At 67.3% G+C, this 26,870-nt stretch carries 26 protein-coding genes; 20 read left to right on the forward strand and 6 right to left on the reverse strand.

Translation table 11 applies throughout. The annotated features are described in order from the left end of the window. Positions 1-2: 2 nt before the first annotated feature. The 16 genes from dop (at position 3) to DNK52_RS13085 (ending at position 16,558) form a co-directional block, all read left to right on the forward strand. Positions 3-1,511, forward strand: a complete 1,509-nt coding sequence (gene dop, locus DNK52_RS13010; protein ID WP_110241439.1) for a depupylase/deamidase Dop — start codon at positions 3-5, stop codon at positions 1,509-1,511. 19 nt (positions 1,512-1,530) lie between these two features. Next, on the forward strand, positions 1,531-1,728 hold the full coding sequence (locus DNK52_RS13015) for a ubiquitin-like protein Pup (RefSeq protein WP_110241440.1): 198 nt from the start codon (positions 1,531-1,533) through the stop codon (positions 1,726-1,728). Between the two features lie 42 nt (positions 1,729-1,770). Beyond that, a complete protein-coding gene (gene prcB, locus DNK52_RS13020; protein ID WP_110241632.1) occupies positions 1,771-2,571 on the forward strand; it encodes a proteasome subunit beta in 801 nt (266 codons plus the stop codon). Between the two features lie 34 nt (positions 2,572-2,605). Beyond that, positions 2,606-3,385, forward strand: coding sequence for a proteasome subunit alpha (gene prcA / locus DNK52_RS13025; protein ID WP_110241441.1), 780 nt, complete (start codon positions 2,606-2,608; stop codon positions 3,383-3,385). A gap of 39 nt (positions 3,386-3,424) precedes the next feature. Beyond that, positions 3,425-4,786 (forward strand): Pup--protein ligase, encoded by a 1,362-nt coding sequence (pafA, locus tag DNK52_RS13030; RefSeq protein WP_110241442.1) that lies wholly within the window; start codon positions 3,425-3,427, stop codon positions 4,784-4,786. 80 nt (positions 4,787-4,866) lie between these two features. After that, the gene (locus DNK52_RS13035) at positions 4,867-5,886 is read left to right on the forward strand and encodes an FKBP-type peptidyl-prolyl cis-trans isomerase (RefSeq protein WP_162598765.1); all 1,020 of its coding nucleotides are present in this window, start codon (positions 4,867-4,869) and stop codon (positions 5,884-5,886) included. A gap of 29 nt (positions 5,887-5,915) precedes the next feature. Then, positions 5,916-6,911 carry a helix-turn-helix transcriptional regulator gene (locus DNK52_RS13040; RefSeq protein ID WP_110241444.1) on the forward strand — a complete coding sequence of 332 codons (996 nt, stop codon included), beginning with the start codon at positions 5,916-5,918 and terminating at the stop codon, positions 6,909-6,911. Continuing rightward, positions 6,908-7,891 carry a helix-turn-helix transcriptional regulator gene (locus DNK52_RS13045; RefSeq protein WP_110241445.1) on the forward strand — a complete coding sequence of 328 codons (984 nt, stop codon included), beginning with the start codon at positions 6,908-6,910 and terminating at the stop codon, positions 7,889-7,891. Before DNK52_RS13040 ends, DNK52_RS13045 begins: the two co-directional genes overlap by 4 nt. 46 nt (positions 7,892-7,937) lie before the next feature. Next, positions 7,938-8,198 (forward strand): twin-arginine translocase TatA/TatE family subunit, encoded by a 261-nt coding sequence (tatA, locus tag DNK52_RS13050; RefSeq protein ID WP_110241446.1) that lies wholly within the window; start codon positions 7,938-7,940, stop codon positions 8,196-8,198. A gap of 30 nt (positions 8,199-8,228) precedes the next feature. Beyond that, positions 8,229-9,044, forward strand: coding sequence for a twin-arginine translocase subunit TatC (gene tatC, locus DNK52_RS13055; RefSeq protein WP_239455572.1), 816 nt, complete (start codon positions 8,229-8,231; stop codon positions 9,042-9,044). A 39-nt stretch (positions 9,045-9,083) separates the two neighbouring features. Beyond that, a complete protein-coding gene (locus DNK52_RS13060; protein ID WP_239455574.1) occupies positions 9,084-9,965 on the forward strand; it encodes a diacylglycerol kinase in 882 nt (293 codons plus the stop codon). After that, positions 9,962-12,748 (forward strand): DEAD/DEAH box helicase, encoded by a 2,787-nt coding sequence (locus tag DNK52_RS13065; RefSeq protein WP_110241447.1) that lies wholly within the window; start codon positions 9,962-9,964, stop codon positions 12,746-12,748. Before DNK52_RS13060 ends, DNK52_RS13065 begins: the two co-directional genes overlap by 4 nt. A 53-nt stretch (positions 12,749-12,801) precedes the next feature. Beyond that, positions 12,802-13,728, forward strand: a complete 927-nt coding sequence (locus DNK52_RS13070; RefSeq protein WP_110241448.1) for a 5'-3' exonuclease — start codon at positions 12,802-12,804, stop codon at positions 13,726-13,728. Positions 13,729-13,765: 37 nt separating this feature from the next. Continuing rightward, positions 13,766-15,286 (forward strand): apolipoprotein N-acyltransferase, encoded by a 1,521-nt coding sequence (lnt, locus tag DNK52_RS13075; protein WP_110241449.1) that lies wholly within the window; start codon positions 13,766-13,768, stop codon positions 15,284-15,286. Next, entirely contained in the window at positions 15,283-16,062 is a 780-nt protein-coding gene (locus tag DNK52_RS13080; RefSeq protein ID WP_239455576.1) for a polyprenol monophosphomannose synthase, read from the forward strand. Before lnt ends, DNK52_RS13080 begins: the two co-directional genes overlap by 4 nt. 7 nt (positions 16,063-16,069) lie before the next feature. Further along, positions 16,070-16,558 carry an FxsA family protein gene (locus DNK52_RS13085; protein ID WP_110241450.1) on the forward strand — a complete coding sequence of 163 codons (489 nt, stop codon included), beginning with the start codon at positions 16,070-16,072 and terminating at the stop codon, positions 16,556-16,558. A gap of 13 nt (positions 16,559-16,571) precedes the next feature. On the opposite strand, the gene DNK52_RS13090 is transcribed toward DNK52_RS13085, so the two are convergent. From DNK52_RS13090 to DNK52_RS13105, 4 genes are all read right to left on the reverse strand, one after another. Then, complete coding sequence (locus DNK52_RS13090; protein ID WP_110241451.1) at positions 16,572-16,961, reverse strand: RNA polymerase-binding protein RbpA; 390 nt, start codon at positions 16,959-16,961, stop codon at positions 16,572-16,574. A gap of 187 nt (positions 16,962-17,148) precedes the next feature. Continuing rightward, positions 17,149-18,498, reverse strand: a complete 1,350-nt coding sequence (locus DNK52_RS13095; protein ID WP_110241452.1) for an MFS transporter — start codon at positions 18,496-18,498, stop codon at positions 17,149-17,151. Then, positions 18,495-19,295, reverse strand: a complete 801-nt coding sequence (locus DNK52_RS13100) for a glycerophosphodiester phosphodiesterase family protein (RefSeq protein ID WP_110241453.1) — start codon at positions 19,293-19,295, stop codon at positions 18,495-18,497. Before DNK52_RS13100 ends, DNK52_RS13095 begins: the two co-directional genes overlap by 4 nt. Positions 19,296-19,452: 157 nt before the next feature. Continuing rightward, positions 19,453-20,979: a helix-turn-helix domain-containing protein gene (locus DNK52_RS13105; protein WP_110241454.1), complete on the reverse strand. Its 1,527-nt coding sequence runs from the start codon at positions 20,977-20,979 to the stop codon at positions 19,453-19,455. Between the two features lie 166 nt (positions 20,980-21,145). On the opposite strand from DNK52_RS13105, the gene DNK52_RS13110 reads away from it, so the two are divergent. After that, a complete protein-coding gene (locus DNK52_RS13110; protein WP_110241455.1) occupies positions 21,146-23,512 on the forward strand; it encodes an ATP-binding cassette domain-containing protein in 2,367 nt (788 codons plus the stop codon). 73 nt (positions 23,513-23,585) lie between these two features. On the opposite strand, the gene DNK52_RS13115 is transcribed toward DNK52_RS13110, so the two are convergent. Together DNK52_RS13115 and DNK52_RS13120 are read right to left on the reverse strand one after the other, a co-directional pair. Further along, positions 23,586-24,047, reverse strand: a complete 462-nt coding sequence (locus DNK52_RS13115; RefSeq protein WP_110241456.1) for a YqaA family protein — start codon at positions 24,045-24,047, stop codon at positions 23,586-23,588. A gap of 6 nt (positions 24,048-24,053) precedes the next feature. Beyond that, positions 24,054-24,686 carry a CDP-alcohol phosphatidyltransferase family protein gene (locus tag DNK52_RS13120; protein ID WP_110241457.1) on the reverse strand — a complete coding sequence of 211 codons (633 nt, stop codon included), beginning with the start codon at positions 24,684-24,686 and terminating at the stop codon, positions 24,054-24,056. 159 nt (positions 24,687-24,845) lie between these two features. Between DNK52_RS13120 and DNK52_RS13125 the strand changes: the two genes are divergently transcribed. The 3 genes from DNK52_RS13125 (at position 24,846) to DNK52_RS13135 (ending at position 26,856) form a co-directional block, all read left to right on the forward strand. After that, positions 24,846-25,211 carry a TraR/DksA family transcriptional regulator gene (locus DNK52_RS13125; RefSeq protein ID WP_110241458.1) on the forward strand — a complete coding sequence of 122 codons (366 nt, stop codon included), beginning with the start codon at positions 24,846-24,848 and terminating at the stop codon, positions 25,209-25,211. A gap of 53 nt (positions 25,212-25,264) precedes the next feature. Beyond that, positions 25,265-25,507: a hypothetical protein gene (locus DNK52_RS13130; protein ID WP_204163527.1), complete on the forward strand. Its 243-nt coding sequence runs from the start codon at positions 25,265-25,267 to the stop codon at positions 25,505-25,507. A gap of 257 nt (positions 25,508-25,764) precedes the next feature. Further along, a complete protein-coding gene (locus DNK52_RS13135) occupies positions 25,765-26,856 on the forward strand; it encodes a calcium/sodium antiporter (RefSeq protein ID WP_110241459.1) in 1,092 nt (363 codons plus the stop codon). Positions 26,857-26,870 lie beyond the last annotated feature (14 nt).

Below are 26,870 nucleotides of genomic sequence, written 5' to 3' on the forward strand. Positions count from 1 at the left end.
CGATGTCAGTCAGCCGGGTGATGGGCACCGAGGTCGAGTACGGCATCTCGGTGCAGGGCCGTCCTGAGGCCAACCCGATGCATGCGTCATCACAGATCGTGAACGCGTACGCCAGTGCCCAGGTGGCCGCTCGGCGTGCCCGCTGGGACTTCGAGGAGGAGTCCCCGCTGCGTGACGCCCGCGGCTTCGACATGTCAAGGTCGAGCGCTGACGCGTCCCAGTTGACCGACGAGGACGTCGGCCTGGCCAACGTGATCCTCACCAACGGGGCCCGGCTCTACGTCGACCACGCGCACCCCGAGTACTCCAGCCCCGAGGTGACCACGCCGCTGGACGTGGTGACGTGGGAGAAGGCGGGGGAGTTGGTGATGCTGCGGGCCCAGCAGTTGGCCAGCGCTCGCGACGGGACTGCCCCGATCCTGCTCTACAAGAACAACACCGACAACAAGGGAGCCTCCTACGGCGCCCACGAGAACTACCTCATGCGACGGTCCACGCCGTTCCAGGAGATCGTCAAGCACCTGATCCCCTTCTTCGTGAGTCGTCCGGTGGTGTGTGGCGCAGGCCGGGTCGGGATCGGGCAGGACGGGAGACGTCATGACTTCCAGGTCAGTCAGCGAGCCGACTTCTTCGAGGTGGAGGTGGGGCTCGAGACGACTCTGAAGCGCCCGATCATCAACACGCGCGACGAGCCGCACGCCGACCCGGAGCGCTGGCGCCGCCTCCACGTGATCGTCGGTGACGCCAACCTCTCCGAGACCTCGATCTATCTCAAGGCCGGGACCACGTCGTTGGTGCTCGCCATGATCGAGGACGGGTTCATCCACCAGGACCTCTCCGTCGTCTCACCAGTGCACGCCCTGCACGAGGTCTCGCACGATCCGACCCTGAAACACCTGCTCACACTGGCCGACGGACGGAGGATGACGGCACTGGAGCTGCAGCGGATCTACCTGGAGATGGCCCAGGACTACGTGGAGAAGCACACCGGTGACAGCACCGATGGGCAGACACGCGACGTGCTCGACCGATGGGGATCGGTGCTCGATCGTCTGGAGCGGGACCTCTGGCAGTGTGCCGAGGAGCTCGACTGGGTCGCCAAGCTCAAGCTGCTCCAGCAGTACCGGGACCGGGACGGGCTCGACTGGTCGGACGCCAAACTCCACCTGATCGATCTGCAGTACGCGGACATCCGCCCGGAGCGAGGGCTGTACCACCGTCTGCTCGCCGCGGGTCGGATGCGTCGTCTGGTCGATCCCGACACCACGTCCCGAGCCGAGAGCACCCCTCCGGACGACACCCGGGCCTACTTCAGGGGGCGCTGCCTGTCCCAGTACCCCGACGAGGTGGCTGCGGCGTCCTGGGACTCGGTCATCTTCGACCTGCCCGGTCATGACGCACTGCAGCGAATCCCCACCCTCGACCCGCTGCGGGGGACCAAGCAGCACGTGGGGCAGTTGCTCGACACGTGCCGCACCGCGGGCGAACTCTTCACCACGCTGACGAGGTAGTTCCCGATAGGGTCTTCCCATGGCCCAGGAGCAGAAGCACTCGCGTAGGTCGTCCGAGGACGAAGAGATCGCCGCTGACGTCAACGAGACGGACGTGGCCGCACGCAAGGAGTCGCTCGACGACGACGTGGACGCGATCCTCGACGAGATCGACGAAGTCCTCGAGAGCAACGCCGAGGACTTCGTGAAGTCCTTCATCCAGAAGGGTGGCGAGTGAGTGATCGGTCCGAGTGACTCGCCCCGGCTCGCCGCGGCGTACATGCAGCCCGGCTCCGTCTCGTTCACCGACTTCCTGGCGGCTCAGGCCCCCGATCTCCTGCCGGGGCGCGGCGTCCTGCCGGCCGGTGACGCAGCCGGGCTGGCGCCCCACGCCACCACGATCGTCGCGGCCACGTTCGACGGTGGCGTCGTGATGGCCGGCGATCGGCGGGCGACGATGGGCCACATCATCGCCCAGCGTGACATCGAGAAGGTCTTCCCTGCCGACGAGTACTCGGCGGTCGGCATTGCCGGCACTGCCGGCCTGGCGGTCGAGATGGTGCGTCTCTTCCAGACCGAGCTGGAGCACTACGAGAAGATCGAGGGCACCACGCTTTCGATGGACGGCAAGGCCAACCGACTGGCTGCACTGATCCGCAACAACCTGGGCATGGCCATGCAGGGACTCTCCGTGGTACCGCTATTCGCCGGCTTCGACCTGGAGTCGGAGAAGGGCCGGATCTTCTCGTACGACGTCACCGGCGGCCGCTACGAGGAGACCGCCTTCCACGCCGTGGGGTCGGGCTCGCTGTTCGCGAGAGGCTCGTTGAAGAAGCTCTACCGCGACGACCTCGGCGAGGGCGGTTGCGTGGGCGCGGTCATCCAGGCCCTCTACGACGCCGCTGACGACGACTCCGCCACCGGTGGGCCGGACCTGACCCGGCGCATCTTCCCCGTGGTGCAGGTCGTCACGGCTGACGGTGGACGCCGACTGAGCGACGAGCTCGTCGCCGAGGTCGCCGACCGCGTGGTGGCCGCACGCATGAGGCGCCCCGACGGACCGGTGGCTGAGCTGCTGTGACGACCCCCGACCCGTTGGCTGAGGAGCATTCTCGATGAGCACCCCGTTCTACGTCTCACCCGAGCAGATGATGAAGGACCGGGCCGACTTCGCCCGCAAGGGCATCGCCCGAGGCCGCTCTGTCGTCGTCGTCCAGTACGCCGACGGCGTGCTGTTCGCCTCGGAGAACCCCTCGCAGGCGCTGCACAAGGTCTCCGAGATCTACGACCGCATCGCGTTCGCTGCGGTCGGCCGTTACAACGAGTTCGAGAACCTGCGCATCGCCGGAGTCCGACTCGCCGACATGCGTGGCTACTCCTACGACCGCCGCGACGTCACCGGGCGGGGGCTGGCGAATGCGTACGCGCAGACGCTGGGGACCATCTTCAGCGCGGCGGGGGAGAAGCCGTACGAGGTGGAACTGTTCGTGGCAGAGGTGGGCGACGTTGCCTCCGAGGACCAGCTCTACCGCCTGACCTACGACGGACAGGTCGCCGACGAGCACGACTTCGCCGTGATGGGGGGCGCCGCCGAGGTGGTCGCCGCCCACCTGGAGGAGAACTTCGTCCAGGGCTGCACGCTGGAGGCAGCCGTGCGACTGGCCGTCGCTGCGCTGGGTCACTCCGAGCAGGGAGACCGCACCATCGGCGTGGATGACCTCGAGGTGGCCGTGCTGGACCGCACCAGGGCACAGATGCGGAAGTTCTACCGCCTCCGGGGCGCGCGACTCTCCGAGCTGCTGCTGCCGACGGTCGCGGACCCGACCCCTCGCGGCTCTGCGGTCGACTCCGAGGCGGGCTCCGACACCGCCCCGGCGCCCGACACCGACCTCTGAGCCCTCCTCGATCCTTGCCGCTACCCCTAGGGTGGTGACATGGACCGCAGGATCATGGGGATCGAGAACGAGTACGGCGTCACGTGCACGTTCCAGGGTCAGCGGCGTCTCAGTCCGGACGAGGTGGCTCGCTACCTCTTCCGCAAGGTCGTCGCCTGGGGACGCAGCAGCAACGTGTTCCTCGGCAACGGCGCGCGTCTCTATCTCGACGTGGGAAGTCACCCCGAGTACGCGACCCCTGAGTGTGACGACGTGGTCGAGCTGCTCACCCACGACAAGGCGGGGGAGCGCGTCCTGGAAGACCTGCTCCTGGATGCCCAGGAGCGGCTCACGCAGGAGGGTGTCCACGGCGACATCTACCTGTTCAAGAACAACACGGACTCCGGCGGGAACTCCTACGGCTGCCACGAGAACTACCTGATCTCGCGGCAGGGGGAGTTCTCGACCCTGGCCGACGTGCTGATCCCGTTCCTCGTCTCGCGCCAGATCATGGTCGGGGCCGGCAAGGTGATGCAGACGCCGCGCGGGGCGACGTACTCGGTCTCCCAGCGCGCTGAGCACATCTGGGAAGGCGTCTCCAGTGCCACCACCCGCAGCCGACCCATCATCAACACCCGCGACGAGCCGCACGCCGATGCAGAGCAGTACCGCCGGCTCCACGTGATCGTGGGGGACTCGAACATGAGTGAGACCACCACGCTGCTGAAGGTGGCCAGCTGCGACCTGGTGCTCCGGATGTTCGAGGAGGGGGTCGTGATGCGCGACCTCACCCTGGAGAACCCGATCCGAGCGATCCGCGAGATGTCGTACGACCTCACCGGCCGGCGCACGGTTCGCCTGGCGAACGGCAGGGAGGCCAGCGCGGTCGACATCCAGTCGGAATACCTGTCACGCGCCCTCGACTTCGTGGACCGCCGCGGCATCCGCACCCCCACCCTGGACCGAGCACTGGATCTGTGGGAGCGCACGCTGAAGGCAGTGGAGTCCGGCGATCTCAGCATGGTGGAGAGGGAGATCGACTGGGTGATCAAGTGGCGGCTGATCGAGCGCTACCGCGAGGTGCACGGGCTCTCCCTGGAGGATCCGCGGGTCGCCCAACTCGATCTCGCCTACCACGACATCCGCCGCGACCGCGGGCTCTACTACCTGCTCGAAGGGCGCGGAGCAGTCGCGCGCGTCGCCGACGAGGCCAGCATCGAGCGGGCGAAGACCGTTCCGCCCCAGACCACCAGGGCCAAGTTGCGCGGGGAGTTCATCCAGCGGGCCCAGGAGCAGGGCCGGGACTTCACGGTCGACTGGGTCCATCTCAAGCTCAACGACCAGGCCCAGCGCACGGTGCTGTGCAAGGACCCGTTCCGTTCCGAGGACGAGCGGGTCGCCAGACTCATTGCGGGTATGTAGGGCCTGCTCTCCGCGAAATCTCAGGTGCGGGGGCTACTGTTGCCCGCGCTGGATCACTGCACTCCACGAAAGGTCTTTCCGTGCTTCGTCACCGCTTTGCTGCTGCGGCCCTCAGCCTCAGCCTCCTCTCCCTCGCTGCATGTGGCGAGGAGGCCGACAAGGGCCTCGACAACGTCGACATCACGGCTGAGGCCGGCAAGGCGCCCGAGGTCAAGTGGCAGGGCAAGTTGGAGCCCACCGAGGTCGAGACCGAGGTCCTCGTCGAGGGTGACGGAGATGAGACCAAGGAGGGTGACACCGTCCGGGTGCACTACTGGTTCGGCAACGGATTCACCGAGGAGGAGGCCGAGAGCAGCTACGAGCAGTCCGACCCCCTGGCCCTCGAACTCAACAAGGAGCTCACCCCGGCCCTGAAGGCGGCCTTCATCGGCCACCCCATGGGCTCCGTGGTCGCTGTCGCGTCCCCGGCCGAGGAGGCATTCGGCGAGCAGGGCAACCCGGGGCTGGGCTTCGGTGAGGGCGACAGCGTCCTGATCATCGCTGAGCTCGTGGAGGCCGTGCCGGCCGACGAGGTCGCGGCGATGAAGAAGCAGCAGGAGGACCAGGCCAAGGCCCAGGAGAAGGCGGCGGCCGACCTGGAGAAGGCCAAGAAGAACGCGCTCAAGTCGGCGAAGGGCGCCAAGGTCGACCCCGCTGCCTGGGCTCCCCAGGTCACCTTCAAGGACGGCGAGGTGCCGGTGCTCGACTTCAAGGGCACCCCGAAGCCGAACGGCAAGCTCCAGGTGACGAAGCTGATCGACGGCAAGGGCAAGAAGGTCAAGGCCGGTCAGACCTTGATCGCGCACTACGTGGGTCAGGTCCACCAGGGCGACGAGCCCTTCGACAGCTCCTACAGTGGCGGAGAGGCCGCTTCCTTCCCGATCGGCGTCGGTCAGGTCATCCAGGGCTGGGACCAGGCACTGGTGGGGCAGCGCATCGGATCGCGTGTGATCGTCCAGATCCCGCCGGAGCTCGGTTACGGTGAAGCCGGTCAGCCGGACGCCGGCATCGAGGGCACCGACACGTTGGTCTTCGTCGTGGACATCCTCGGCGCGGCCTGAGCCTCCCTCCCGAACAGGAGCCCCATCGATTGTCCGCCAGTCGTAGCGAACGCCTGCTCAACCTGCTGATCATGCTGCTCGTGCAGCAGCGCTACGTCCCCAAGGAGCGCATCCGGCAGGTGCTCTACCCCGACCAGGCGGGCGATGCCTTCGACCGGATGTTCGACCGGGACAAGGAGGAGCTGCGCGCCCTCGGCGTCCCGATCGAGGTCGGGCAACTCTCCGCCTACTTCGACGACGAGGTGGGGTACCGGATCAGGCCGGACGACCTGGCTCTGCCCGAGATCGCGCTGACCGCCGAGGAAGCCTCAGTGCTCACGCTGGCCGGCAAGGTGTGGCACCACGCCACACTCGCTGACTCCACCGCCGCTGCGCTGCGCAAACTGGTGCCAGGGTTACCGCTGGAGGCAGGCTCGCCACTCTCCATCAGTGAACCCCGGATCACCGCGGAGGAGCCGACCTTCGACGACTTCTGGACCGCCACCCAGGAACGACGCACCGTGACGTTCGACTACCGCACGCCAGGCTCTGACAGCGCCGGGCGTCGCCGACTCGAGCCGTGGGGCGTGATCCGCGAGTCGGGCCGCTGGTACGTGCTCGGCCTCGACGTGGACCGCAAGCAGGAGCGGATCTTCCGGCTCTCCCGGGTCGAGGGGGCAACCCGGTTGGGGACACGACCGGACGCCTTCCAGGTGCCCGCCGGGACCGACGTACGTGAGGTCGCCCGTCGACTGAAGCCAGCCACGGACAAGCAGCCCCTCGACGTCCTCTTGCGCACTGGCGCGGGCCACGCTCTACGCCGGCGCGGGACCTTGCTGGCCTCCGGGGTGTCCGGCCCTGACGGCGCGGATCACTGGGACCGCCTCCGGGTCGAGGGCGCGCTGTCCGAAGTCTCCGCCGAGGTGCTGACCCTCGGCACCAACGCCTTCGCCGAGTCGCCTCCGGAGTTTCGCGATCACGTGGGTGGACGTCTCGACCAACTGGTGGCGGCTCTCTCCGTCCCGACGACGGGAACGGCACCATGAGTCGGGCTGGGACGGGGTCCCGCGACCAGGTGGCGCGGCTGTTGGCGCTGGTCCCGCTGCTGCACCGCCGTGAGGGGCTCAAGGTGGCAGAGGCCGCGGCCGCTCTCGGCACCACCCGCGCCCAGGTCGTCAAGGACCTCAGGGTTCTCCTGATGTGCGGCCTTCCGGGTGGCATGCCCGACGACCTGATCGACGTGGACCTCGACACCCTCGAGGAGGACGGCTCCGAAGGAGTCATCCACGTCTCGAACGCCGAGTACCTCGCGCGACCCGTGCGTCTGAGTGCCACCGAGGCCACGGCCTTGATCGTTGCCCTGCGGGCGGTGCGCGACTCCTCGTCTCTCGACTCGCGCGAGGTGGTCGATCGGGTCATCGCGAAGTTGGAGATCGCTGCTGCCGAGGGCAGTGTGCACCAGCAGATCGAGATCACGCCCGAGGAGTCGGTGGCTGCTCGCACGCGCACCGATCTCGACACCGCCGTGGCTCGCGGCACCCAGGTACGGATCAGCTACTTCGTCCCCTCACGTGACGAGGTGAGCGATCGTACGGTCGATCCGGTGCAGGTGGCGACGGTGGACGGGGTGGACTACCTCGAGGCGTGGTGCCACAGCGCCGAGGACCGTCGCGTCTTCCGTCTCGACCGGATCCAGGCGCTCGAACTGCTGGACACTCCCGCGACCACACCGCCCGGAGCCGCGGACGAACCGTTGTCGATCCACCTCTTCACTGCCTCCGAGGACTCCGCGGAGGTGACCCTGCTGCTGGCGCCGGGCGCGAGATGGGTGCCCGAGTACTATCCCGTCGACCACGTGCGGCACCTCGACGGGGGTTTCACCCAGGTCACCCTGCGTGTGATTGACGTACGCTGGCTCCACCAGCTCGTTCTCCGCCTTGCACCGGACGTCACCGTCGTGGCGCCGGAGTCGGTGTCCACGGAGGTTCTGAGAATCGCCAGCGAGACCAAAAACTTCTACGGGTGAACCACCCTTAGGATGACGACAACCGTTTCATGACCCAAGGACTGAAATGAACTTGTTCCTCGCTCCGCTCATCGGCCTCGGCGCTCCTGAGCTCCTCATCATCCTGGCCATCGTCGTGCTCGTCTTCGGTGCAGCCAAGCTCCCTGAGCTCGCGCGTGGCAGCGGCCGTGCCCTGCGCATCTTCAAGGCTGAGACCAAGGGCCTGAAGGACAGCGACTCCGACCAGACCAACCTGCGGGCAGAGCAGGTGGACGACGACATCATCGACGTCGACTCGCCGACGCCTCGCGACGACACCACCCGCTGACCCAAGGCGGTGATTCGCAGTCTTCTGGGCTTGTTCAGCATCAAGCCCCTCCACCCCATCGGTCCCGACGGGCGAATGCCCTTGGGTGACCACCTGCGTGAGTTCCGCGGGCGCCTCATGCGTTCGTTGTTCGTGTTCTTCGCCATCTTCGTGGTTGCGCTCTACTTCCACGAGGAGCTGCTGGAGGCGATTCTCGGGCCGTACAACGACGCCCGGATCGCCCTCGACCAGGATGTGCAGACCGAGGCGTACGTGGCCGGGGCCACCGGCCCACTGATGTTGCGCATCAAGCTGTGCGCGGTTGCTGCGCTGGTGCTGGCCAGCCCGTTCTGGCTCAGCCAGATCTGGGGCTTCATCGTGCCCGGTCTGCACAAGAACGAGAAGATGTGGTCACGACTCTTCGCAGTCATCGCAGGTCCGCTCTTCATGGCTGGTGTGGCCGTGGGCTACTACGTACTGCCCAAGGGTCTCGAGGTGCTGATCGGCTTCACACCGGACGCCATGCAGAACCTGATCGAGTTCGGGGCCTACTTCTCCTTCTTCACCCGGATGCTGCTGGTCTTCGGCATCTCCTTCCAGATCCCGCTCTTCGTCGTGATGCTCAGCCTGGCCGGGGTCGTCTCCGGGAAGACCATCGGCAAGTACCGGCCCTGGATCGTCGTCGGCACCTTCGTCTTCGCCGCCGTCGCGACCCCCTCGACCGACCCGTTCTCGATGCTCATGCTGGCGTTGCCGATGCTCGGTCTCTTCCTGATCGCCGAAGTGATCGCGCGTTTCATCGACCGGGTGCGGGGACGCAAGAAGGCCGCCGTCGCGATCGGTGACGACGAGCTCTCACCGCTCTGAGCCCGGCTTCCCCTCCGCCCAGCAGGTAGGGTCCCTCCCGTGGTGACCAGCACGCGAGAAGTCGCGCTCCTCGCGAATCCGGGCGCCGGCCGAGGCCGTTCGTCTCGCCTGCGACCGTTGGTCGCCGCCCGGCTGCGCGCCAGCGGCATCCGGGTGCGCGACCTGTGCGCGCGGGACGCCGACCACGCTGTCCAGCTCGCCCGGGACGCGGTCGCCGACGGGGTCGAAGGCATTGTCGTCATCGGCGGTGACGGTTCGGTCCACCTCGGTCTCCAGGCCGTGGCGGGCACCGACGTGTCGCTCGGCATCATCCCCACCGGCACCGGCAACGACGCGGCCCGGTACTTCGACATCCCGCTGAAGGACCCGGTCGCCGCCACTGACCTGGTCGTGCGTGGCCGCACCCGTGCAGTCGATCTGGCGCGTGCGGGGGACCAGTGGTTCATCACCGTCCTCGCGGCCGGGTTCGATGCAGTCGTCAGCGAACGCGCCGCCAAGATGACCTGGCCGCGCGGCCAGATGCGGTACAACCTGGCCACCGTGGCGGAGCTGAGGACGTTCCGGCCACTGTCCTACACGCTCGACCTGGACGGCGTGACCCATCAGCTGGACGCGATGCTCGTCGCGGTGGGCAACGGGCCTTCCTTCGGCGGAGGGCTGCGGATCACCGACGGCGCTCTCCTTGACGACGGCCTTCTCGATGTCGTCGTGATCAAGCCGGTGAGTCGACTGGAGCTCGTGAAGACCTATCCCAAGCTCTTCTCCGGGACCCATGTCACGCACCCCCAGTACGAACGCTTCCGCGCGCGCCGAGTGACCGTTGCCGCCCCGGGCGTGGTCGGATATGCGGACGGGGAACGGATCGGATCCCTTCCGCTCACGGTCGAGTGCATTCCCCTGGCAGTGAAGGTGTGGTCATGACTTCCCCGTCCGAGGCGTACGCCCAGTTCCGGCGCGACCGCGAGCATCCCGCGCTCGCCGAGTTCGTCGGCCAGTACCCGTTCGCGCTGGACGACTTCCAGCTCGCCGCCTGTCGCGAGGTGGAAGAGGGTAGAGGCGTCCTCGTCGCGGCTCCCACCGGTTCGGGCAAGACCGTCGTGGGCGAGTTCGCGGTCCACATGGCCCTGCGTGAGGGACGCAAGTGCTTCTACACCGCACCGATCAAGGCGCTCTCCAACCAGAAGTACCAGGAGCTCGTGGCCCGACACGGGGCCGACAACGTGGGACTGCTGACCGGCGACAACGCGATCAACGGCGAGGCTCCCGTGGTCGTGATGACCACCGAAGTCCTGCGCAACATGCTCTACGCCAGCTCCCACACCCTGCTCGACCTCGGGTACGTGGTGATGGACGAGGTCCACTACCTGGCTGACCGTTCACGAGGGGCCGTCTGGGAAGAGGTCATCATCCACCTGCCCGAGTCGGTGCAGGTCGTCTCCCTCTCGGCGACCGTCTCCAACGCCGAGGAGTTCGGCGAGTGGCTGGAGACCGTGCGCGGTGCCACCACCACCATCGTGGAGGAGCGCCGTCCGGTGCCCCTCTTCCAGCACGTGATGGTGGGGCGCCGCATCCTCGACCTCTTCGCGAGTTCGGACGTGGACGCCAGCGCAGGCTTCGTGAAGGAAGGCGCCCCGGTGAACGGGGAGCTGATGCGGGTGGCTCGCGACGACTTCGCCAGCGCGCGTCTCATGCGCGACCGTCGTGCGCCGCGCAAGGGCCGGTCCGGGGCTCCGAGAGGCGGGCGCGACGTGGGCAACGGTCGCCGGGTCTGGGTCCCGAGCCGCGTGGATCTCGTCGAGCGACTCGAGCGTCAGGGGCTGTTGCCGGCGATCGTCTTCATCTTCTCCCGCAAGGGTTGCGACGCAGCGGTCTCTCAGCTCCTGGCGGCCAACGTACGTCTCACGACGCCGGAGGAACGCGACGAGATCCATCGGGCCGTCGAGGAGGCGGCAAGGTCCCTGCCCGAGGCAGACCTCGAGGTCCTCGGTTACCACGAGTTGCACGAGGCGCTCACCCGCGGCATCGCCTCGCACCACGCCGGGTTGCTCCCCGCCTTCAAGAAGGTCGTCGAAGGGCTCTTCGCCCGCGGGCTGGTGAAGGTCGTGTTCGCCACCGAGACGCTGGCCCTGGGCATCAACATGCCGGCTCGCACGGTCGTCATCGAGAAGCTGTCGAAGTGGAACGGCGAGACCCACGCGAACCTGACCCCGGGGGAGTACACCCAGCTCACCGGTCGCGCCGGACGTCGCGGTCTGGACGTCGAGGGCCACGCGGTGGTCCTCTGGCAGCCCGGGATGGACCCTGCCGAGGTGGCAGGGCTCGCCTCCACCCGGACGTACCCGTTGCGTTCGTCCTTCAAGCCGTCGTACAACATGGCGGTCAACCTGGTGAACCAGTTCGGCCGTGAGCGATCCCGTGAGCTCCTCGAGCTCTCGTTCGCGCAGTTCCAGGCCGACCGCGCTGTGGTCGGGCTCGCCCGTCAGCTGCGCAAGGCGGAGGAGGCGCTCGACGGCTACCGAGAGGCCGCGACCTGCCACCTGGGCGACTTCATGGAGTACGCCGGGCTGCGGCGTCAGATCTCCGACCTCGAGAAGGCTGCGTCGCGTTCCCGTCGAGCCGACCGGCGCACGGAGGCACTCGCCTCTCTGGTGGCGCTCAAGCCGGGTGACGTCATCGAGATCCCGGCCGGCAAGCTCGCCGGGTGGGCGGTGGTCGTCGACCCCGGCAACGGCAACCCCGACGACCCACGCCCGTACGTCGTCACCCTGGACCGTCAGGCCCGCCGACTGGCAGCGCCGGACTTCCCGGTGCCGGTCGAGTCGCGCGGACGGGTCAAGATCCCGAAGCAGTTCAACGGCCGCAACCCGCAGGACCGTCGCGACCTCGCCATGGCCCTGCAGAGCCGCACCCGCGGCCTGGAGCGGCGCGCGACGCGAGGTGGACCCAAGGGCGGAAACGTCGACCACGGCATCGAACGGGAGCTCTCCCAGCTGCGGAGCCAACTCAAGTCGCATCCCTGCCACGGTTGCGCCGACCGGGAGGACCACGCCCGGTGGGCGGAGCGCTGGTTCAAGCTGACCCGGGACAGTGACACCCTGCGGCGTCGGGTCGAGAACCGCACCAACACGGTGGCCCGCACCTTCGACCGGGTCTGCACCGTCCTCACGGTGCTGGGCTACCTCGAGGCTGACTCGGTGACCGAGCGTGGTCGCCACCTGATGCGGATCTACACCGAGATGGATCTGGTCGCCGCCGAGGCGATCCGCGAGCAGGTCTGGGACGACCTCACCGCCGCCGAGCTCGCCGGCGCCCTCTCCGCCCTGGTGTTCGAGGCGCGTCGCTCCGACGACGCCACGTCGCCGCGGCAACCGTCTGAGCCGGTCCAGCGGGCACTCGTCGAGACGACCCGACTCTGGCGCCAGTTGGACACCCTCGAGAAGGACCACCGGCTCGACTTCCTGCGCCAGCCCGACCCCGGATTCGCCTGGGCGGCCTGGCGGTGGGCCGAGGGCGACGACCTCGACGACATCCTGATGGTGACCGGCCTGGCCGCGGGAGACTTCGTACGTCTGATGAAGCAGTTGCTCGACTTCTGCGGGCAGATCGCCGACGCGGGTGCCGGCACCCCGCTGCGCAAGACCGCACGGGAAGCCACCAAACTCCTGCGCCGCGGCGTGGTCGCGATCTCCATGACGGGGGAGTGAGGCACCGGTTCGGCGGCATGCACAGCGGTCGGGACCTGTGACAGGCTTCCGCCATGTCTGACCAGCGTCTCCTCCTGCTCGACACCGCCTCCCTCTACTTCAGGGCCTTCTTCGGTGTCCCGGACACCTTGCGTGCCCCCGACGGGACGCCCGTCAACGCCGTACGAGGCCTGATGGACTTCATCAGTCGCCTCACCGAGGAGTACGACCCGACCCACCTGGTCTGTTGCTGGGACGACAACTGGCGCCCGCAGTGGCGCGTCGACCTGGTCGAGACGTACAAGTCCCACCGTGTCGTCGAGGAGGTCGCCGGTGCGGCTGACGTGGAGGAGGTCCCGGACCCCCTCCAGGTCCAGATCCCGATCATCCTCGATGTGCTGGCGGCGTGGGGGATCACGGTCATCGGCGCTGAGGACATGGAGGCCGACGACGTCATCGGGACCCTCGCCACCGGAGCCGGCATGCCGGTCGACGTCGTCACCGGTGACCGCGACCTCTTCCAGCTGGTCGACGACGAGCAGCAGGTCCGCATCCTCTACACCGCTCGAGGAGTCAGCAAGCACGAGCGGGTCGACAACGCCTGGGTGCGCGCCAAGTACGGCGTCGAGGCCGCCCAGTACGCAGACTTCGCGACGCTGCGCGGAGACGCCTCCGACGGGCTCCCCGGAGTGGCCGGGGTGGGGGAGAAGACGGCAGCGTCACTGTTGACGCAGTTCCACGACGTCGCCGGGATCGTGGCGGCTGCCCACGACGAGAAGTCGGGGATGGCTGCCGGCCCACGACGCAGGATCCTCGCCGCGCTGGACTACCTGGAAGTCGCACCGGTGGTCGTGGCCGTGCGCCGTGACCTCGATCTGGACCGCGGCAGCATGCTCCGCCCCCGCCAGCCGGCGGATCAGGACGCCGTGGCCGCACTCGACGCCACCTGGGGTCTGGGGACCTCGAGCGAGCGTCTGGCCCTGGCGCTGGCAGGCAACTGAGATCCAGCCCCACACACCCAGCGGGTACGTTGGCTGCGTGCTCCTCCGCGTCCTCCTCGCCGCTGTCGCCGGTGTGGCACTTGCCGGAGCCTCGGAGCCATTGGCGTGGACCTGGTTGACGCTGCCGAGCGTGGCAGTGCTCCTGCTCTGCGTTCGGGGCCTTGCGCCCCGAACGGCCTGGCTCCCGTCCCTGACCTTCGGGATCGCGTTCTTCTTCGTCCTGCAGGTGTGGATGCGCGCGGTCGGTACGGACGCGTGGATCGGCCTCTCCGCCCTGGAAGCAGCCTTCTTCGTGCCCCTGGGCCTGGCCTTCTCCGTGGTGGGACGCTCCAGGTGGTGGCCGTTGTGGGCGGCCGTGTGCTGGGTGGCGGTGGAGACCGTACGCGGTTCGTGGCCCTTCAGCGGCATGCCGTGGGGCCGGCTCTCGTACGGCGTCGTGGACTCCGTGTGGGCGGAGGGGCTGCCCTGGTACGGCTTCACCGGCGTCAGCTTCCTCCTGGCCCTCTCGGGCACGGTCCTGGCGTGGTTGGTCGCCGATCGGCCTGCGGCCCGCGTCGGGGTGCCCGTCGTGCTTGTCCTGGCGGCGCTGACCATCACACCCAACGTGCTGACCTGGGACCCACGAACCGAAGGCTCCGCGACGGTGGCGGCGGTCCAGGGTGACGTCCCCGGGTCTGGTGACGACCTGGTGGCAGTGCACCGCGAGGTCACCCGCAACCACGTGGAGGCGACCGTGGCGCTGGCCGCAGATGTCCGCTCCGGTGCAGCACCTGCACTCGACTTCGTGCTCTGGCCGGAGAACTCGACGGCTGTCGACCCCTTCCGCGACACCCAGGTCAACACCGGGATCGAACGGGCGGTGACGGCGATCGGTGTCCCGGTCCTGGTGGGCGCGATGGTGGACGCGCCCGAGTCGCACCAGGTGCTCAACCAGGGCATCGTGTGGGACCCGCGGACGGGTCCCGGTGACCGCTACACCAAACGCTGGCCCGTGCCGTTCGGCGAGTACATCCCCTGGCGCGAGGTGGTCTTCAAGGAGAACCTCGGGCAGTTGCGCCAGATCGGCCGCGACATGCTCAGCGGGACGCGCCCGTCTCCGCTCGTGGTCGGGGGAATCCAGGTGGCCGACGCCATCTGCTTCGACGTCGCCTACGACGAAGGGCTGCACACCCAGATCCGCAACGGGGCCCAGTTGGTGACGGTGCAGACCAGCAACGCGATGTTCATCCGGACCCACCAGATCGAGCAGCAGTACGCCATCACCCGACTCCGGGCCCTGGAGACGGGCCGCGCGGTGGCAGTCGCGGCCACCAACGGGCTGACCGGCGTCATTGATCCTCGCGGTCGGGTCCTCGCCGAGGCGGACCCGCGCACGACCTCTGCGGTCGTCCACGAGGTGGGTCTCTCCTCCCGGGTGACACCCGCAGTGTGGTTGGGTGTCTGGCCGGGACGGGTGGCGGTGGTTCTTGCCGTGCTGCTCACTCTGGCGCTCGGCCCGCTGAGGGGCCGTGTGCCCTATGCTCGCCGAGCACGTCCGATCCGAGGGAGTCAAGCGTGAGCCAGTCGTCACCGAACCAGTCGTCACTGGGCCGAGTCGTCATGGTCGTCCCGACCTACAACGAGGCCGACAACATCGAGTGGATCATCAAGCGGCTGCGCAGCGCCCAGCCCGAGATCGACGTGATGGTCGTCGACGACAACTCACCCGACGGCACCGGCAAGCTGGTCGAGACCTTGGCTGCGGACGACCCACAGATCCAGGTGGTGCACCGCACCGAGAAGGCCGGGCTCGGAGCTGCCTACCGCAACGGGTTCCGGGTGGCGTTGGACCAGGGGTACGACGTGATCGGTGAGATGGACGCGGACGGCTCGCACCAGCCCGAGCAGTTGCACTTGTTGCTGGACGCCCTGGGGGCCGGCGCCGACCTGGTGATCGGATCGCGGTGGGTCCCCGGGGGCTCGATCGTCAACTGGCCCCGCTCCAGGGAGTTCCTCTCGCGGGGCGGCAACATCTACGTGCGCATCCTGCTGGGCCTGAAGGTGAAGGACGCCACTGCCGGGTTCCGGCTCTTCCGCCGCCAGACCCTCGAAGCCATCGACATCGACACCGTGACCTCCACGGGATACGTGTTCCAGACTGACATGGCCTACCGGACGGCCCAGCAGGGACTGAGGATCACCGAGGTCCCCATCGAGTTCGTGGAGCGTGAGCGGGGGGACTCCAAGATGAGCAAGAACGTCGCTACCGAGTCACTCAAACTCATCACTCGTTGGGGGATCTCCGAGCGTCGTGCCCAACTGCGCAGGCGTCTCGTTGGGCACCGTCACGCATGATGGAGTCATGAACAACGCTCGTCGTTCCTCCCTGCGCTGGCTCCTGGTCCTGGTGCTGGTGGTCCTGCCGCTCGTCGAACTCTTCGTGCTGGTGCAGGTGGGGCAGGTCATCGGCGCCGGATGGACGATCCTGTTGCTCGTCCTGACCGGGATCGCCGGCGGCTGGTTGATCCGCCGGGAGGGCTCCAAGGCCTGGCGAGCGCTGACACAGTCGTTGCGGGCGGGTCAGATGCCGGCGAAGGAACTGGCCGACGGCGCCCTGGTCATCCTGGCAGGCGCCCTCATGCTCAGTCCGGGCTTCGTGACCGACGCGTTCGCGCTCCTGCTGATCCTGCCCGGCTCGAGGGCCGTGTGCCGACGGCTGCTGACAGGTCTGGTCGCCAGCCGCGTGCTGGCCACCTCGCCCTTCGGAGCCGCTCCGCAGCCCCGAGACGCACGCCGCCCCGGACCTGGAACCGATGGTTCCGTGATCCGGGGCGAAGTGGTCGATCCCTAACTCTTGAGCTGGGTCAGGCGCCGGCCTTGACCCGCTTGCGAGCATTGGCACGGTGCAGGTGCGCCGGGCCGATCTCGCCGCCGCGCAGGAGCTCGAGGCGCTCCTTGAGGATTTCCTCGAGTTCCTTCTCCGAACGACGCTCGAGCAGCATGTCCCAGTGCGTGCGCACGGGCTTCTCGTTCTTAGCGTCAGGGAGGATGCCCTGGGTGCTCAGCGCCTCGCTGCCGCACTTGGGGCACTCCCACAAGGCCGGAATGTCAGCCTCGTCGGACATGGTCACCTCGAACGCGTGACCGCTCTTGCACTTGTAGCCGACCTGCTGACGACCAGCGAACTCGATGCCGCGCTCGTCCTCGAAACTCTGGCCACCGAGCCTCGCGCCTCGCAGTGTGCGCTCCGCCATTGAGCCACCTCCACAATCAGTTGTCCCCGTGTTGACGGGAAAGAGACGGTCGGGATGGGGTTCCGTGACGCCATGGGGTCCAAGCGTCTGCGACCGTCTCCTGTCCAACGTTAGCGAGTCCCCCAAGATTCCGCCCAATCAAGCAGGAATCTGAGTGAGTTCAGCCCGCAGAACGCAACCCCAGAATTCAGGAAGCGAGCGCGGACTCCTCGTTGAGGCGACTCTTCACCGGCAGCAGGAGAAGCAGGCCGATGAGCAACAGCAGCACGATGCCGATGATGCCCCAGTACTGGACGTCGTCCAGGTTCTCCGCCCCGGTCAACGCCGCCCCGAGCAGGACCATCCCGGAGAACGCGGCGGGCGCCATGAAGCTCACTGCACGTCCGGTGGTCGCGTAAAGGCCGAAGAGCTCGCCCTCGCGCCCCTCGGGGATCAGCCGCGCCAGGAAGGTCCGCGACGCCGACTGCGCGGGCCCGACGAAGACGCAGAGGGCCAGTCCGAGGATCCAGAAGGCCTGGGTGCCGCCGTCGTGGAAGATGAAGACGAGCGTGCCGAGCACGACCATGCAACCCAACGAGCCCATGATCACCCGCTTGGGACCGAAGATGTCGTCGAGCACCCCGAGCGAAACCGTGGCGATGCCGGCCACCACGTTCGCTGCCACGGCAAAGATGATGACGTCCCCGGGGGAGAAGCCGAACCAGCCGGCTGCCAGCACACCGCCGAAGGTGAAGACTCCGGCCAGGCCGTCTCGGAAGATTGCGGAGCTGAGCAGGAAGTACGCGGTGTTGCGGTCGTGGTGCCACAGGTCGCGGACCGTCTTGTAGAGGTCCCGGTACGACTGGACGATCCCGACCTGGGGTCCCTTCGCGCCGCGGGTCGCCTTGTCGTCGCGGATCGTGAGAATGACCGGCAGGCTGAAGAGGACCGTCCAGATGCCACACAGCAGCATCGAGACACGCACGTCCATGCCGTTCTCGCTGGTGATGCCGAAGAGGCCGACCTCGGGGTTGATGAAGCCGAAGTAGACCACCAGCAGCAGGACGATGCCGCCGATGTAGCCCAGGCCCCAGCCCAGCCCCGAGACCCGGCCGACAGTGGCGGGCGTCGAGATCTCGTTGAGCATCGCGTTGTACTGCACCGAGGCGAACTCGAAGAAGATGTTGCCGACTGCCAGGAGCACCAGACCCAGCAGCAGGTAGTCCGGTGACGGGGCGATGAAGAAGAGGGCGAACGACGCTGCTGCGACCACCGCGGTGTTGACGGTGAGCCAGAACGTACGCCGTCCCGCACGGTCTGCCCGCCGGCCGGTGACCGGAGCGACGAGGGCGATCACCAGACCGGCGATCGCCAATGCCCAGCCCAGCTTGACGCTGGCGCCGTCACCGAACGAGTCCGAGGTGATGTAGACGGTGAAGACGAAGGTGGTGATGACCGCGTTGAAGGCTGCTGAGCCCCAGTCCCACAGACCCCAGGCCAGTACTGCGCCCTTGCCGCGGCTCGTTCGAGCCGGGGGAGCGGTGATGGTGTCTGTCATGGGTGGTCCCTCCAGAGCCCGTGGTGAAGCAGGATGTCCTTGAGTATGTCGGTCCGGTCGGTGACGAGGCCGTCGACACCGCGGTCGAGGAGGTCCCGCATTTCTTCGGGGTCGTCGACGGTCCACACGTGGACGTGGGCGCCCGCCGCGTGGGCCCTGCGTACGAAGCCGGCGGTCACGATGCGCAGCGGCCCGCGGTGCACGGGCACCTGCAGGGCGGTGACGTGTCCACCGGTCACGAACCGGGCCAGCCGTCCGCTCGGCAGCAGTCGGAAAGCGGCCACCTCGAAGGGATGCGCCGACGTGGGCACCCGCCCTCGTGCCAACGCGCGGAACTCCTTCATCCGGGTCCTCGAGAAGGACCCGACGAGCACTCGGTCCCAGGCGCGGTGCTCGGCGATGACGTCAAGCAGCGGCTGGGCCGTCCCGGGTGCCTTGATGTCGATGTTGAACCGGGCCTGCGGGAAGGCGCCCAACAGCTCACTCATGGTGGGGATGCGGGCCCGACCCCCGATCCGTGCCTCGCGGATCTGCGCGTACGTCTGGTCGGCCACCGCGCCGGTGCGGTCGGTGACCCGGTCGAGAACGTTGTCGTGGAAGGCCAGTACGACACCGTCGCTGGTGACGTGCACGTCGGTCTCGAGGTAGACGTAGCCCAAGGAGATGGCGTGTGCAAAGGCCGCTTCAGTGTTCTCCAGCCCGACCACGTCGGGGTGGAGCGCGCCACCGCGGTGGGCGAAGGCCAGCACGGGCCTTCCTGAGTCCAGGTATTGATGCCCGGTGTCGTGACCGATCACGGCCGTGAGTATGCCCCATCACACGCCCCACGGACAGGGAACGAGTGAGAGTGGGACGACCCCGAGGTCCCTCAGATGTCTCGTACTCGTGGTCGACATCTTCCGGGACTCACCTCCACCACACTTCGCTGCGCTCAGCGTGCCTGCGGCTCGTTCCTCAGATGTCTCGGAAGGTTTCGATGTTGGCGCCCAGCGTGTTGAGTCGGTTGGCCAGGTCCTCGTACCCGCGGTGGATCACGTAGGTCGACCGAAGCACGGAGGTCCCCTTCGACGCCAACATCGCGAGCAGGATGACCACGGCAGGACGCAGGGCCGGGGGACAGATGATCTCGGCGCCGGAGAACCGCGTGGGCCCCTGCACCATCACCCGGTGCGGGTCGAGGAGCTTGACGTCGGCACCGAGCTTGTTGAGCTCGAGGAGGTAGATGGCCCGGTTCTCGTAGACCCAGTCGTGCAACAGCGTCTGGCCCTCGGCCACGGCTCCGATCACCGCGAAGAAGGGCAGGTTGTCGATGTTGAGGCCGGGGAACGGCATCGGGTGCACCTTGTCGAGAGGTGCGCGCAGCTCGGAACGACGAGTGGTCAGGTCGATCAGACGGGTGCGGCCGTTGTTGGCCGTGTACTCCTCGGTGCGGGAGTACTGCAACCCCATCTCCTCGAGCAGTGCGAGCTCGATCTCCAGGAACTCGATCGGCACCCGCTTGATCGTGATCTCCGACTTGGTGACGATCGCCGCAGCGAGCAGCGACATGGCCTCGATCGGGTCTTCACTGGGGGAGTAGTCCACGTCGACGTCGATCCGCTCGACGCCGGTGACCTTGAGGGTCGTCGTACCGACGCCCTCGATGTGGACGCCCAGCTTCTCCAGGTAGAAGCACAGGTCCTGGACCATGTAGTTGGAGGAGGCGTTGCGGATCACCGTGGTGCCCGGGTGGAGGGCAGCCGCCATCAGGGCGTTCTCCGTCACGGTGTCGCCCCGCTCGGTGAGGACGATGGGCCGGACCGGGTCGACGGCCCGGTTGACGATCGCGTGGTACGCACCTTCGTTGGCCTTGATCTCCAGACCGAACGGACGCAGGGCAGCCATGTGCGGCTCCACCGTGCGGGTGCCGAGCTGGCAGCCACCGGCGTACGGGAGGTGGAAGTCGTTGACGCGGTGCAACAGGGGGCCGAGGAACATGATCACCGAGCGGGTGCGGCGAGCTGCTTCCTCGTCGATCGCGCTCAGGTCGAGGTGCTCCGGCGGGATGATCTCGAGGTCGTTCTGGTCGTTGAGCCACCGGGTCTGGACGCCGAGCGACTCCAGGACCTCGAGGAGCCGGTTGACCTCCTCGATCCTGGCGACCTTGCGCAGGGTCGTACGTCCGCGGTTGAGGAGGGAGGCACAGAGCAGGGCGACGCCGGCGTTCTTCGAGGTCTTGACGTCGATCGAGCCCGAGAGTGTGGTCGGACCGGTGACGCGCAGGTGGGTCGGACCAGCACCGACCGAGACGATCTCGGAGTCCAGGGCACTGCCGAAGCGGGCCAACATCTCCAGCGAGAGGTTCTGGTGGCCCTTCTCGATGCGGTTGATGGCACTCTGGGACGTGCCCAGGGCCTCCGCCAACTGCTGTTGAGTCATGCCTCGGTGCTTGCGTGCGTCACGAATGATGTTGCCGATACGTCCGAGATAGTCCTGCGTCATGGGAAGCACGCTATCTCAGATATGAGATAAACCAAGTCCCGACGGCGCGTACGGTGCGGAGTGTCGTTGGGGGAGTACCTTGCCAGCCCCTCGTAGGGGCTGACTTGGGTAACGTGGCACCCCTGCGACCCGGGGTGGCCGGGCAGAGCAAAGCACGGAGGCCCCGATGAACGCCCACCCGGCGGACCACCATGACCTGATCCGGGTCCACGGAGCTCGGGAGAACAACCTCCGTGACATCTCGGTGGAGATCCCCAAGCGTCGACTCACCGTCTTCACGGGCGTCTCCGGCTCGGGGAAGTCCTCGCTGGTCTTCTCGACCATCGCGGCGGAGTCGCAGCGGATGATCAACGAGACCTACTCGACCTTCCTCCAGGGCTTCATGCCCACACTGAACCGCCCGGACGTGGACGTCCTGGAGGGTCTCACCAGCGCCATCGTCGTCGACCAGGAGCGGATGGGCGGCGACCCGCGTTCGACGGTCGGGACGGCCACCGACGCCAATGCCCTGCTCCGGATCCTCTTCAGTCGATTGGGAAGCCCTTCGATCGGCTCGCCCCAGGCGTACTCGTTCAACATCGCCTCGGCCTCGGGCGGGGGCGCGATGAAGACCGAGAAGGCCGGCAAGACCGTCGTCGAACGACGCACCTTCTCCATCACCGGCGGCATGTGCCCGCGCTGCGAAGGTCGCGGCAACGTGTCCGACTTCGACGTGACGGCGTTGTACGACGACTCGAAGTCGATCATGGAGGGCGCCCTGACGATCCCGGGCTACTCCATGGAGGGCTGGTACGGCCGGATCTTCTCCGGGTGCGGATTCTTCGACGCCACCAAGCCGATCAGTCAGTTCTCCGCCGACGAGCTGGACGCGTTGCTCCACAAGGAGCCCACGAAGATCAAGGTCGACGGAATCAACGTCACCTACGAAGGCCTCATCCCCAAGATCCAGAAGTCGTTCCTCGCCAAGGACCGCGAGTCCATGCAGCCCCACATCCGCGCCTTCGTGGATCGTGCGATCGTCTTCGCCACCTGCCCCGAGTGCGACGGAACCCGTCTCTCGGAGGCCGCCCGCTCGTCGAAGATCTCCGGGGTCGACATCGGGACGGCCTGCCGCATGCAAATCAGCGACCTGGCCGCGTGGGTCCGTGACCTCGACGAACCCTCGGCGGCTCCATTGCTGAAGACCTTGGTCGAGACCCTCGACTCCTTCGTGCAGATCGGCCTGGGATACCTGAGCCTGGAGCGGCCCGCCGGCAGCCTGTCCGGGGGAGAGGCGCAGCGGGTGAAGATGATCCGGCACCTCGGCTCGGCTCTCACCGACATCACGTACGTCTTCGACGAGCCCACCATCGGCCTGCACCCGCACGACATCGCCCGGATGAACGAGCTCCTCCTCCAGTTGCGTGACAAGGGCAACACCGTCCTGGTGGTGGAGCACAAGCCTGAAGCCATCGCGATCGCCGATCACGTGATCGACCTGGGCCCGGGGGCAGGCACGGCCGGCGGCACGATCTGCTTCGAGGGAACGCTCGAAGGGCTCCGTGCCAGTGACACCTTGACCGGTCGCCACCTGGACGACCGCGCGCAGTTGAAGGACGACGTACGCCCGGCGCAGGGCGCCCTCGAAGTGCGCGGTGCAGACGCCCACAACCTGCAGCACGTCGACGTCGACATCCCGCTCGGAGTCCTCTGCGTCGTCACGGGCGTGGCCGGCTCGGGCAAGAGCACGCTCATCCACGGTTCGGTCTCGAAGCGTGACGGGGTGCTGGCCATCGACCAGGCGCCCATCAAGGGATCGCGGCGGAGCAACCCGGCCACGTACACCGGACTGCTCGAGCCCATCCGGAAGGCGTTCGCCAAGGCCAACGGCGTCAAGCCGGCACTCTTCAGTGCCAACTCCGAGGGCGCCTGCCCCAACTGCAAGGGAGCCGGCGTCACCTACACCGACCTCGCGATCATGCAGAGCGTCGCGACCGAGTGCGAGGTGTGCGGCGGTCGCCGTTTTGATGCCTCGGTTCTCGACTACACCTGGGGCGGCAAGAGCATTGCCGATGTCTTCGACATTCCGGTCGCCGAGGCGCACGCGTTCTTCGCGGCGGCGGACTCGAAGATCCCTGCGGCTCACAAGATCCTCACCCGGATGGTGGATGTCGGGCTGGGCTACGTACGCCTGGGCCAACCGCTCACGACGCTGTCCGGGGGCGAACGCCAGCGGCTCAAGTTGGCCTCGCAGATGGGGGAGAAGGGCGACGTCTACGTCCTCGACGAGCCGACCACGGGGCTGCACCTCGCCGACGTGGAGAACCTGCTCGGCATGCTCGATCGTCTGGTCGACTCAGGCAAGTCAGTGATCGTCATCGAGCATCACCAGGCCGTGATGGCACACGCTGACTGGATCGTTGACCTGGGTCCCGGAGCCGGGCACGACGGCGGCCGGGTGGTCTTCGAAGGCACGCCGAGGGAACTCGTCGCGGACGCCTCGACGCTCACCGGGCAGCACCTGGCCGCGTACGTCGGCCGTCAGTCAGGCTGAGGCCCGCTCGGCACCTGCACCTGCACCTGCACCTGTCAGGTCGACCGAGGCGGAGTCCAACAACGGCTCTCGTTCACCAGTGGGCCCAGTCGAGGAGATACCCAGCCCCGCTGAGAATGATCCAGAAGCGCAGGAAGCGCCCGGTCAGTCCGGTGACCAGGAAGACCCAGAGGCGGATCTCGAGGACCCCCGCGAGCACCGAGATGACCGCGAACGGGGGGAGTCCCACGAAGGAGGAGAGGAAGAGGAGACCCACCGTCTTGACCGGCCTGTCCAGGATCCGGCCCTGCCACTTGTGCAGGCGTGCTTGCCATGCGGGTTTGGCCATGGTCCGCGCGATGGCGGGAATCTTCGTGCCACCGGCGCCGGCGTAGTACCAGAAGACCTTGCCCACCATCTGCCCAGCGCCCCCGACCAGGGCGAGCAACACCGCCGAACCGCCCGTCGTGCCGACGGCAGCGATGTAGACCTCGGCATTGAGCACCGGGATCAACGCTGATCCGATGCAGTAGAGGAACGTACCGAGGAGCAGCACCGCAGATCAGCCGGACGTGGAGGGCAGCGGCGCCGTCGGCAGGGGGAGTCCGAGTTTGAAGAGCAACGTCATCGACCAGATCTTCAGCACGACCAGCGCGACGGCGATGGCCAGGGCCACCCACATCCATCCGGTCACCAGGAGCAACACCGCAAAGAAGGCCGAGTTGACTGCCTTGGCGGGCTTGGACCAGTTCCACCACCAGATGCGGTGATCGACCAGGTAGAAGTAGTTGGGACTTCGGATCGGCCAGGCCAGGTAGGTGAGCGACAGGAAGTGGTCGATCACCATGAAGTTGAAGAGGTAGACGAAGATCGCCGGCGACAACTCCGGCTGGAGCCAGGCCAGGCCAACGTAGAAGGCCGCGGCGCACATCCGGTCACAGAGGATGTCCATCGTGCCGCCGATGCGCGTCTCGCAGTCCAGGAGCCGGGCGACGAAGCCGTCGAGCATGTCTCCGACCCAGTAGACAGCCAGGCCGATCACCAACAGCCTCAGGCTGCCGTCGTACGCCGCCCAGGTGGACAGCGCGACGGCTGCAACCGTCCGTACGAACGTGACGACCGTTGCAGAGGTCCAGAGCCGCTCGGCGGTGGGGTCCGCCAGTTTGCCCGGGTCGATCTCGAGCTGACTGGACATCCCCACGACGGATCCTCTCAGGCGTGAGGAGTTCGGAGTCCTCGATGCGCCGAGCCAGAGATTACACCTCAGCAAGGGGCGCCGGTGTGGCCGTTCGCCTGTCAGGGCAACGGGCATGGGATGTTGCCTGCAGCGTCGTGTCGTCGTAGTTTCCAGTTCATGGATCCCGGCGAACGCGCCGAGCGCGCGGTGCATTCGCTCGAGGCCGAGAGGCGCCTCACGCTGGACCGTCTCGCCCGTCTGAACAGCGACTATCGAGGCGTCGTCGCGGCTTCGCTGGACACCAACGCCGATGACGAGCACGACCCGGAGGGTGCCACCATCGCCTTCGAACGGTCACAGATCGGCGCGCTGGTGAAAGGGGCCGAGGGACACCTGGCGGAGATTGACGCGGCCCTCGACCAGGTGAGGGCCGGTACCTACGGAGTGTGCGTCAGTTGTGGAACTGCGATTCCTGAAGCCCGGCTCGAGGCACGACCGATGGCGTCGCGCTGCGTCGCCTGCGCATCGATTCACCGCTCCTGAGATCAGTTGCTGCCCGGAGGCATAGTTCTGCGACGAATGGGCAATCTGTCTCCATGACCGACATGAATCAGGAAGATGCCCGTACCGAAGCCCTGCGCAACGTGGTGGAGCGCGTCACCTCGTGGCAGGAGTCAGCCACCGAGGGCACCATTCACGACGAACTGGACAAGGGCCTCAAGGAGGCTGGAGTGACTCTCACCGACGAGCAGCGCGACCGGGTCGCAGAGCAGATCTCGGAGGGCCACGAGGTGGACGTGGAATCCCTCAGCCCCACCAGCGAGGGTGGGCCAGCCTGACTTCTACTCTGCACCTGGCGACTCAGTGCGAGCACTGTGAATGCGATGCGCAGAAAGCTGTTGACGTGTGCCCCAGTTTTGCTCCTACCGTCCGCGGTGGAACCTGAGGTCTCCGTTGGTCAACGTAGTCATGTCGTAGCCGGGGTCGTGGGCTCGGAGGGGGAGTGGCCTGCCCAGATCTGGCCCGACCTGGGGAGTCCTGTCCGCGATCAGTTCTTCCGTCGCAGTGTCACCGACGGCTGTCTAGGCTGCACGACGTGAACATCGTCGACGTGCTGCTGGTGGTTGGCGGGTTGGTCGTGCTCGTGGGAGGCGGGGAACTGCTCGTCCGGGGGGCCTCCGGCCTAGCTGTCCGCCTCGGCCTCTCGCCACTCGTCATCGGCCTCACGGTGGTGGCTTTCGCCACCTCGGCACCGGAGTTGGCGGTCACCATCGATGCGACTCTGGGCGGCGAGCCCGACCTGGCTGTGGGCAACGTGGTGGGCAGCAACATCGCCAACGTGCTCTTCATCCTCGGCGCCTCGGCGATTGTGCTGCCCCTCACCGTCAAGGCCCAACTGGTGCGTCTGGACCTGCCCATTCTCGTCGGCGTTTCCGCGTTGCTACTCGCGTTGGCCACCGACGGAACCGTCACGGCCGGCGACGGTGCGCTCCTGCTGGCCATCATCGTCGGATACACCGCGCTGGCCCTGGTGTTGGGCCGTCGACAGGCCGACCCATCACCCGCCGACACTGACCAACAGCGCATCGAGCGGGCGCTCTGGATGCAACTCGCCGCAGTAGCCGTGGGGGTGGCTCTCCTGGTCGTGGGCGCCCGGTTGCTCGTCGACGGCGCCGTCGGCATCGCGACCGGGTTAGGGGTGAGCAGTCTCGTCATCGGGCTGACAGTTGTGGCCCTGGGCACCTCGATGCCCGAGCTGGCCACCTCGCTGGTCGCAGCCCGGCGCGGGGAGCGTGATCTGGCGGTGGGCAACATCGTCGGCAGCGGCATCTTCAACATCTGCGTCGTGCTCGGTCTGGCCGGCGTGATCTCCGCAGACGGAGTACCAGTCGCGCCAGCGGCGGTCGCCCTCGACATCCCACTCATGATCGCGGCCGCTGTCGCACTGCTGCCGGTCGCGTTCACCGGGCTCGCGATCGCTCGGTGGGAGGGTGTGCTCTTCATGGCCTTCTATGTTGCCTACACGGCGTACGTCCTGCTCGCGGCCACCGAGCACGACGCGCTCGAGGGGTTCACCGCCGTCATGCTGTGGTTCACCCTCCCACTCGCCGCACTCACCCTGATCGTCCTCGCCTCGTTCGAGGCGGGTCGGCGAAGGGGGAGCGGCCACCCTATTGTGCCGCGATAGCCCGGCCGTACCGG

This window comes from Nocardioides gilvus (assembly GCF_003194605.1).
GTDB lineage: Bacteria > Actinomycetota > Actinomycetes > Propionibacteriales > Nocardioidaceae > Nocardioides > Nocardioides gilvus.

Excerpts from the sequence above, each read along its gene's own strand:
- dop (WP_110241439.1), top strand. The coding sequence starts at position 3 with ATGTCAGTCAGCCGGGTGATGGGCACCGAGGTCGAGTACGGCATCTCG.
- DNK52_RS13015 (WP_110241440.1), top strand. The coding sequence starts at position 1,531 with ATGGCCCAGGAGCAGAAGCACTCGCGTAGGTCGTCCGAGGACGAAGAG.
- prcB (WP_110241632.1), top strand. The coding sequence starts at position 1,771 with ATGCAGCCCGGCTCCGTCTCGTTCACCGACTTCCTGGCGGCTCAGGCC.
- prcA (WP_110241441.1), top strand. The coding sequence starts at position 2,606 with ATGAGCACCCCGTTCTACGTCTCACCCGAGCAGATGATGAAGGACCGG.
- pafA (WP_110241442.1), top strand. The coding sequence starts at position 3,425 with ATGGACCGCAGGATCATGGGGATCGAGAACGAGTACGGCGTCACGTGC.
- DNK52_RS13045 (WP_110241445.1), top strand. The coding sequence starts at position 6,908 with ATGAGTCGGGCTGGGACGGGGTCCCGCGACCAGGTGGCGCGGCTGTTG.
- tatA (WP_110241446.1), top strand. The coding sequence starts at position 7,938 with ATGAACTTGTTCCTCGCTCCGCTCATCGGCCTCGGCGCTCCTGAGCTC.
- DNK52_RS13065 (WP_110241447.1), top strand. The coding sequence starts at position 9,962 with ATGACTTCCCCGTCCGAGGCGTACGCCCAGTTCCGGCGCGACCGCGAG.
- DNK52_RS13070 (WP_110241448.1), top strand. The coding sequence starts at position 12,802 with ATGTCTGACCAGCGTCTCCTCCTGCTCGACACCGCCTCCCTCTACTTC.
- DNK52_RS13085 (WP_110241450.1), top strand. The coding sequence starts at position 16,070 with ATGAACAACGCTCGTCGTTCCTCCCTGCGCTGGCTCCTGGTCCTGGTG.
- DNK52_RS13090 (WP_110241451.1), bottom strand. The coding sequence starts at position 16,961 with ATGGCGGAGCGCACACTGCGAGGCGCGAGGCTCGGTGGCCAGAGTTTC.
- DNK52_RS13095 (WP_110241452.1), bottom strand. The coding sequence starts at position 18,498 with ATGACAGACACCATCACCGCTCCCCCGGCTCGAACGAGCCGCGGCAAG.
- DNK52_RS13105 (WP_110241454.1), bottom strand. The coding sequence starts at position 20,979 with ATGACGCAGGACTATCTCGGACGTATCGGCAACATCATTCGTGACGCA.
- DNK52_RS13110 (WP_110241455.1), top strand. The coding sequence starts at position 21,146 with ATGAACGCCCACCCGGCGGACCACCATGACCTGATCCGGGTCCACGGA.
- DNK52_RS13120 (WP_110241457.1), bottom strand. The coding sequence starts at position 24,686 with ATGTCCAGTCAGCTCGAGATCGACCCGGGCAAACTGGCGGACCCCACC.
- DNK52_RS13125 (WP_110241458.1), top strand. The coding sequence starts at position 24,846 with ATGGATCCCGGCGAACGCGCCGAGCGCGCGGTGCATTCGCTCGAGGCC.
- DNK52_RS13130 (WP_204163527.1), top strand. The coding sequence starts at position 25,265 with ATGACCGACATGAATCAGGAAGATGCCCGTACCGAAGCCCTGCGCAAC.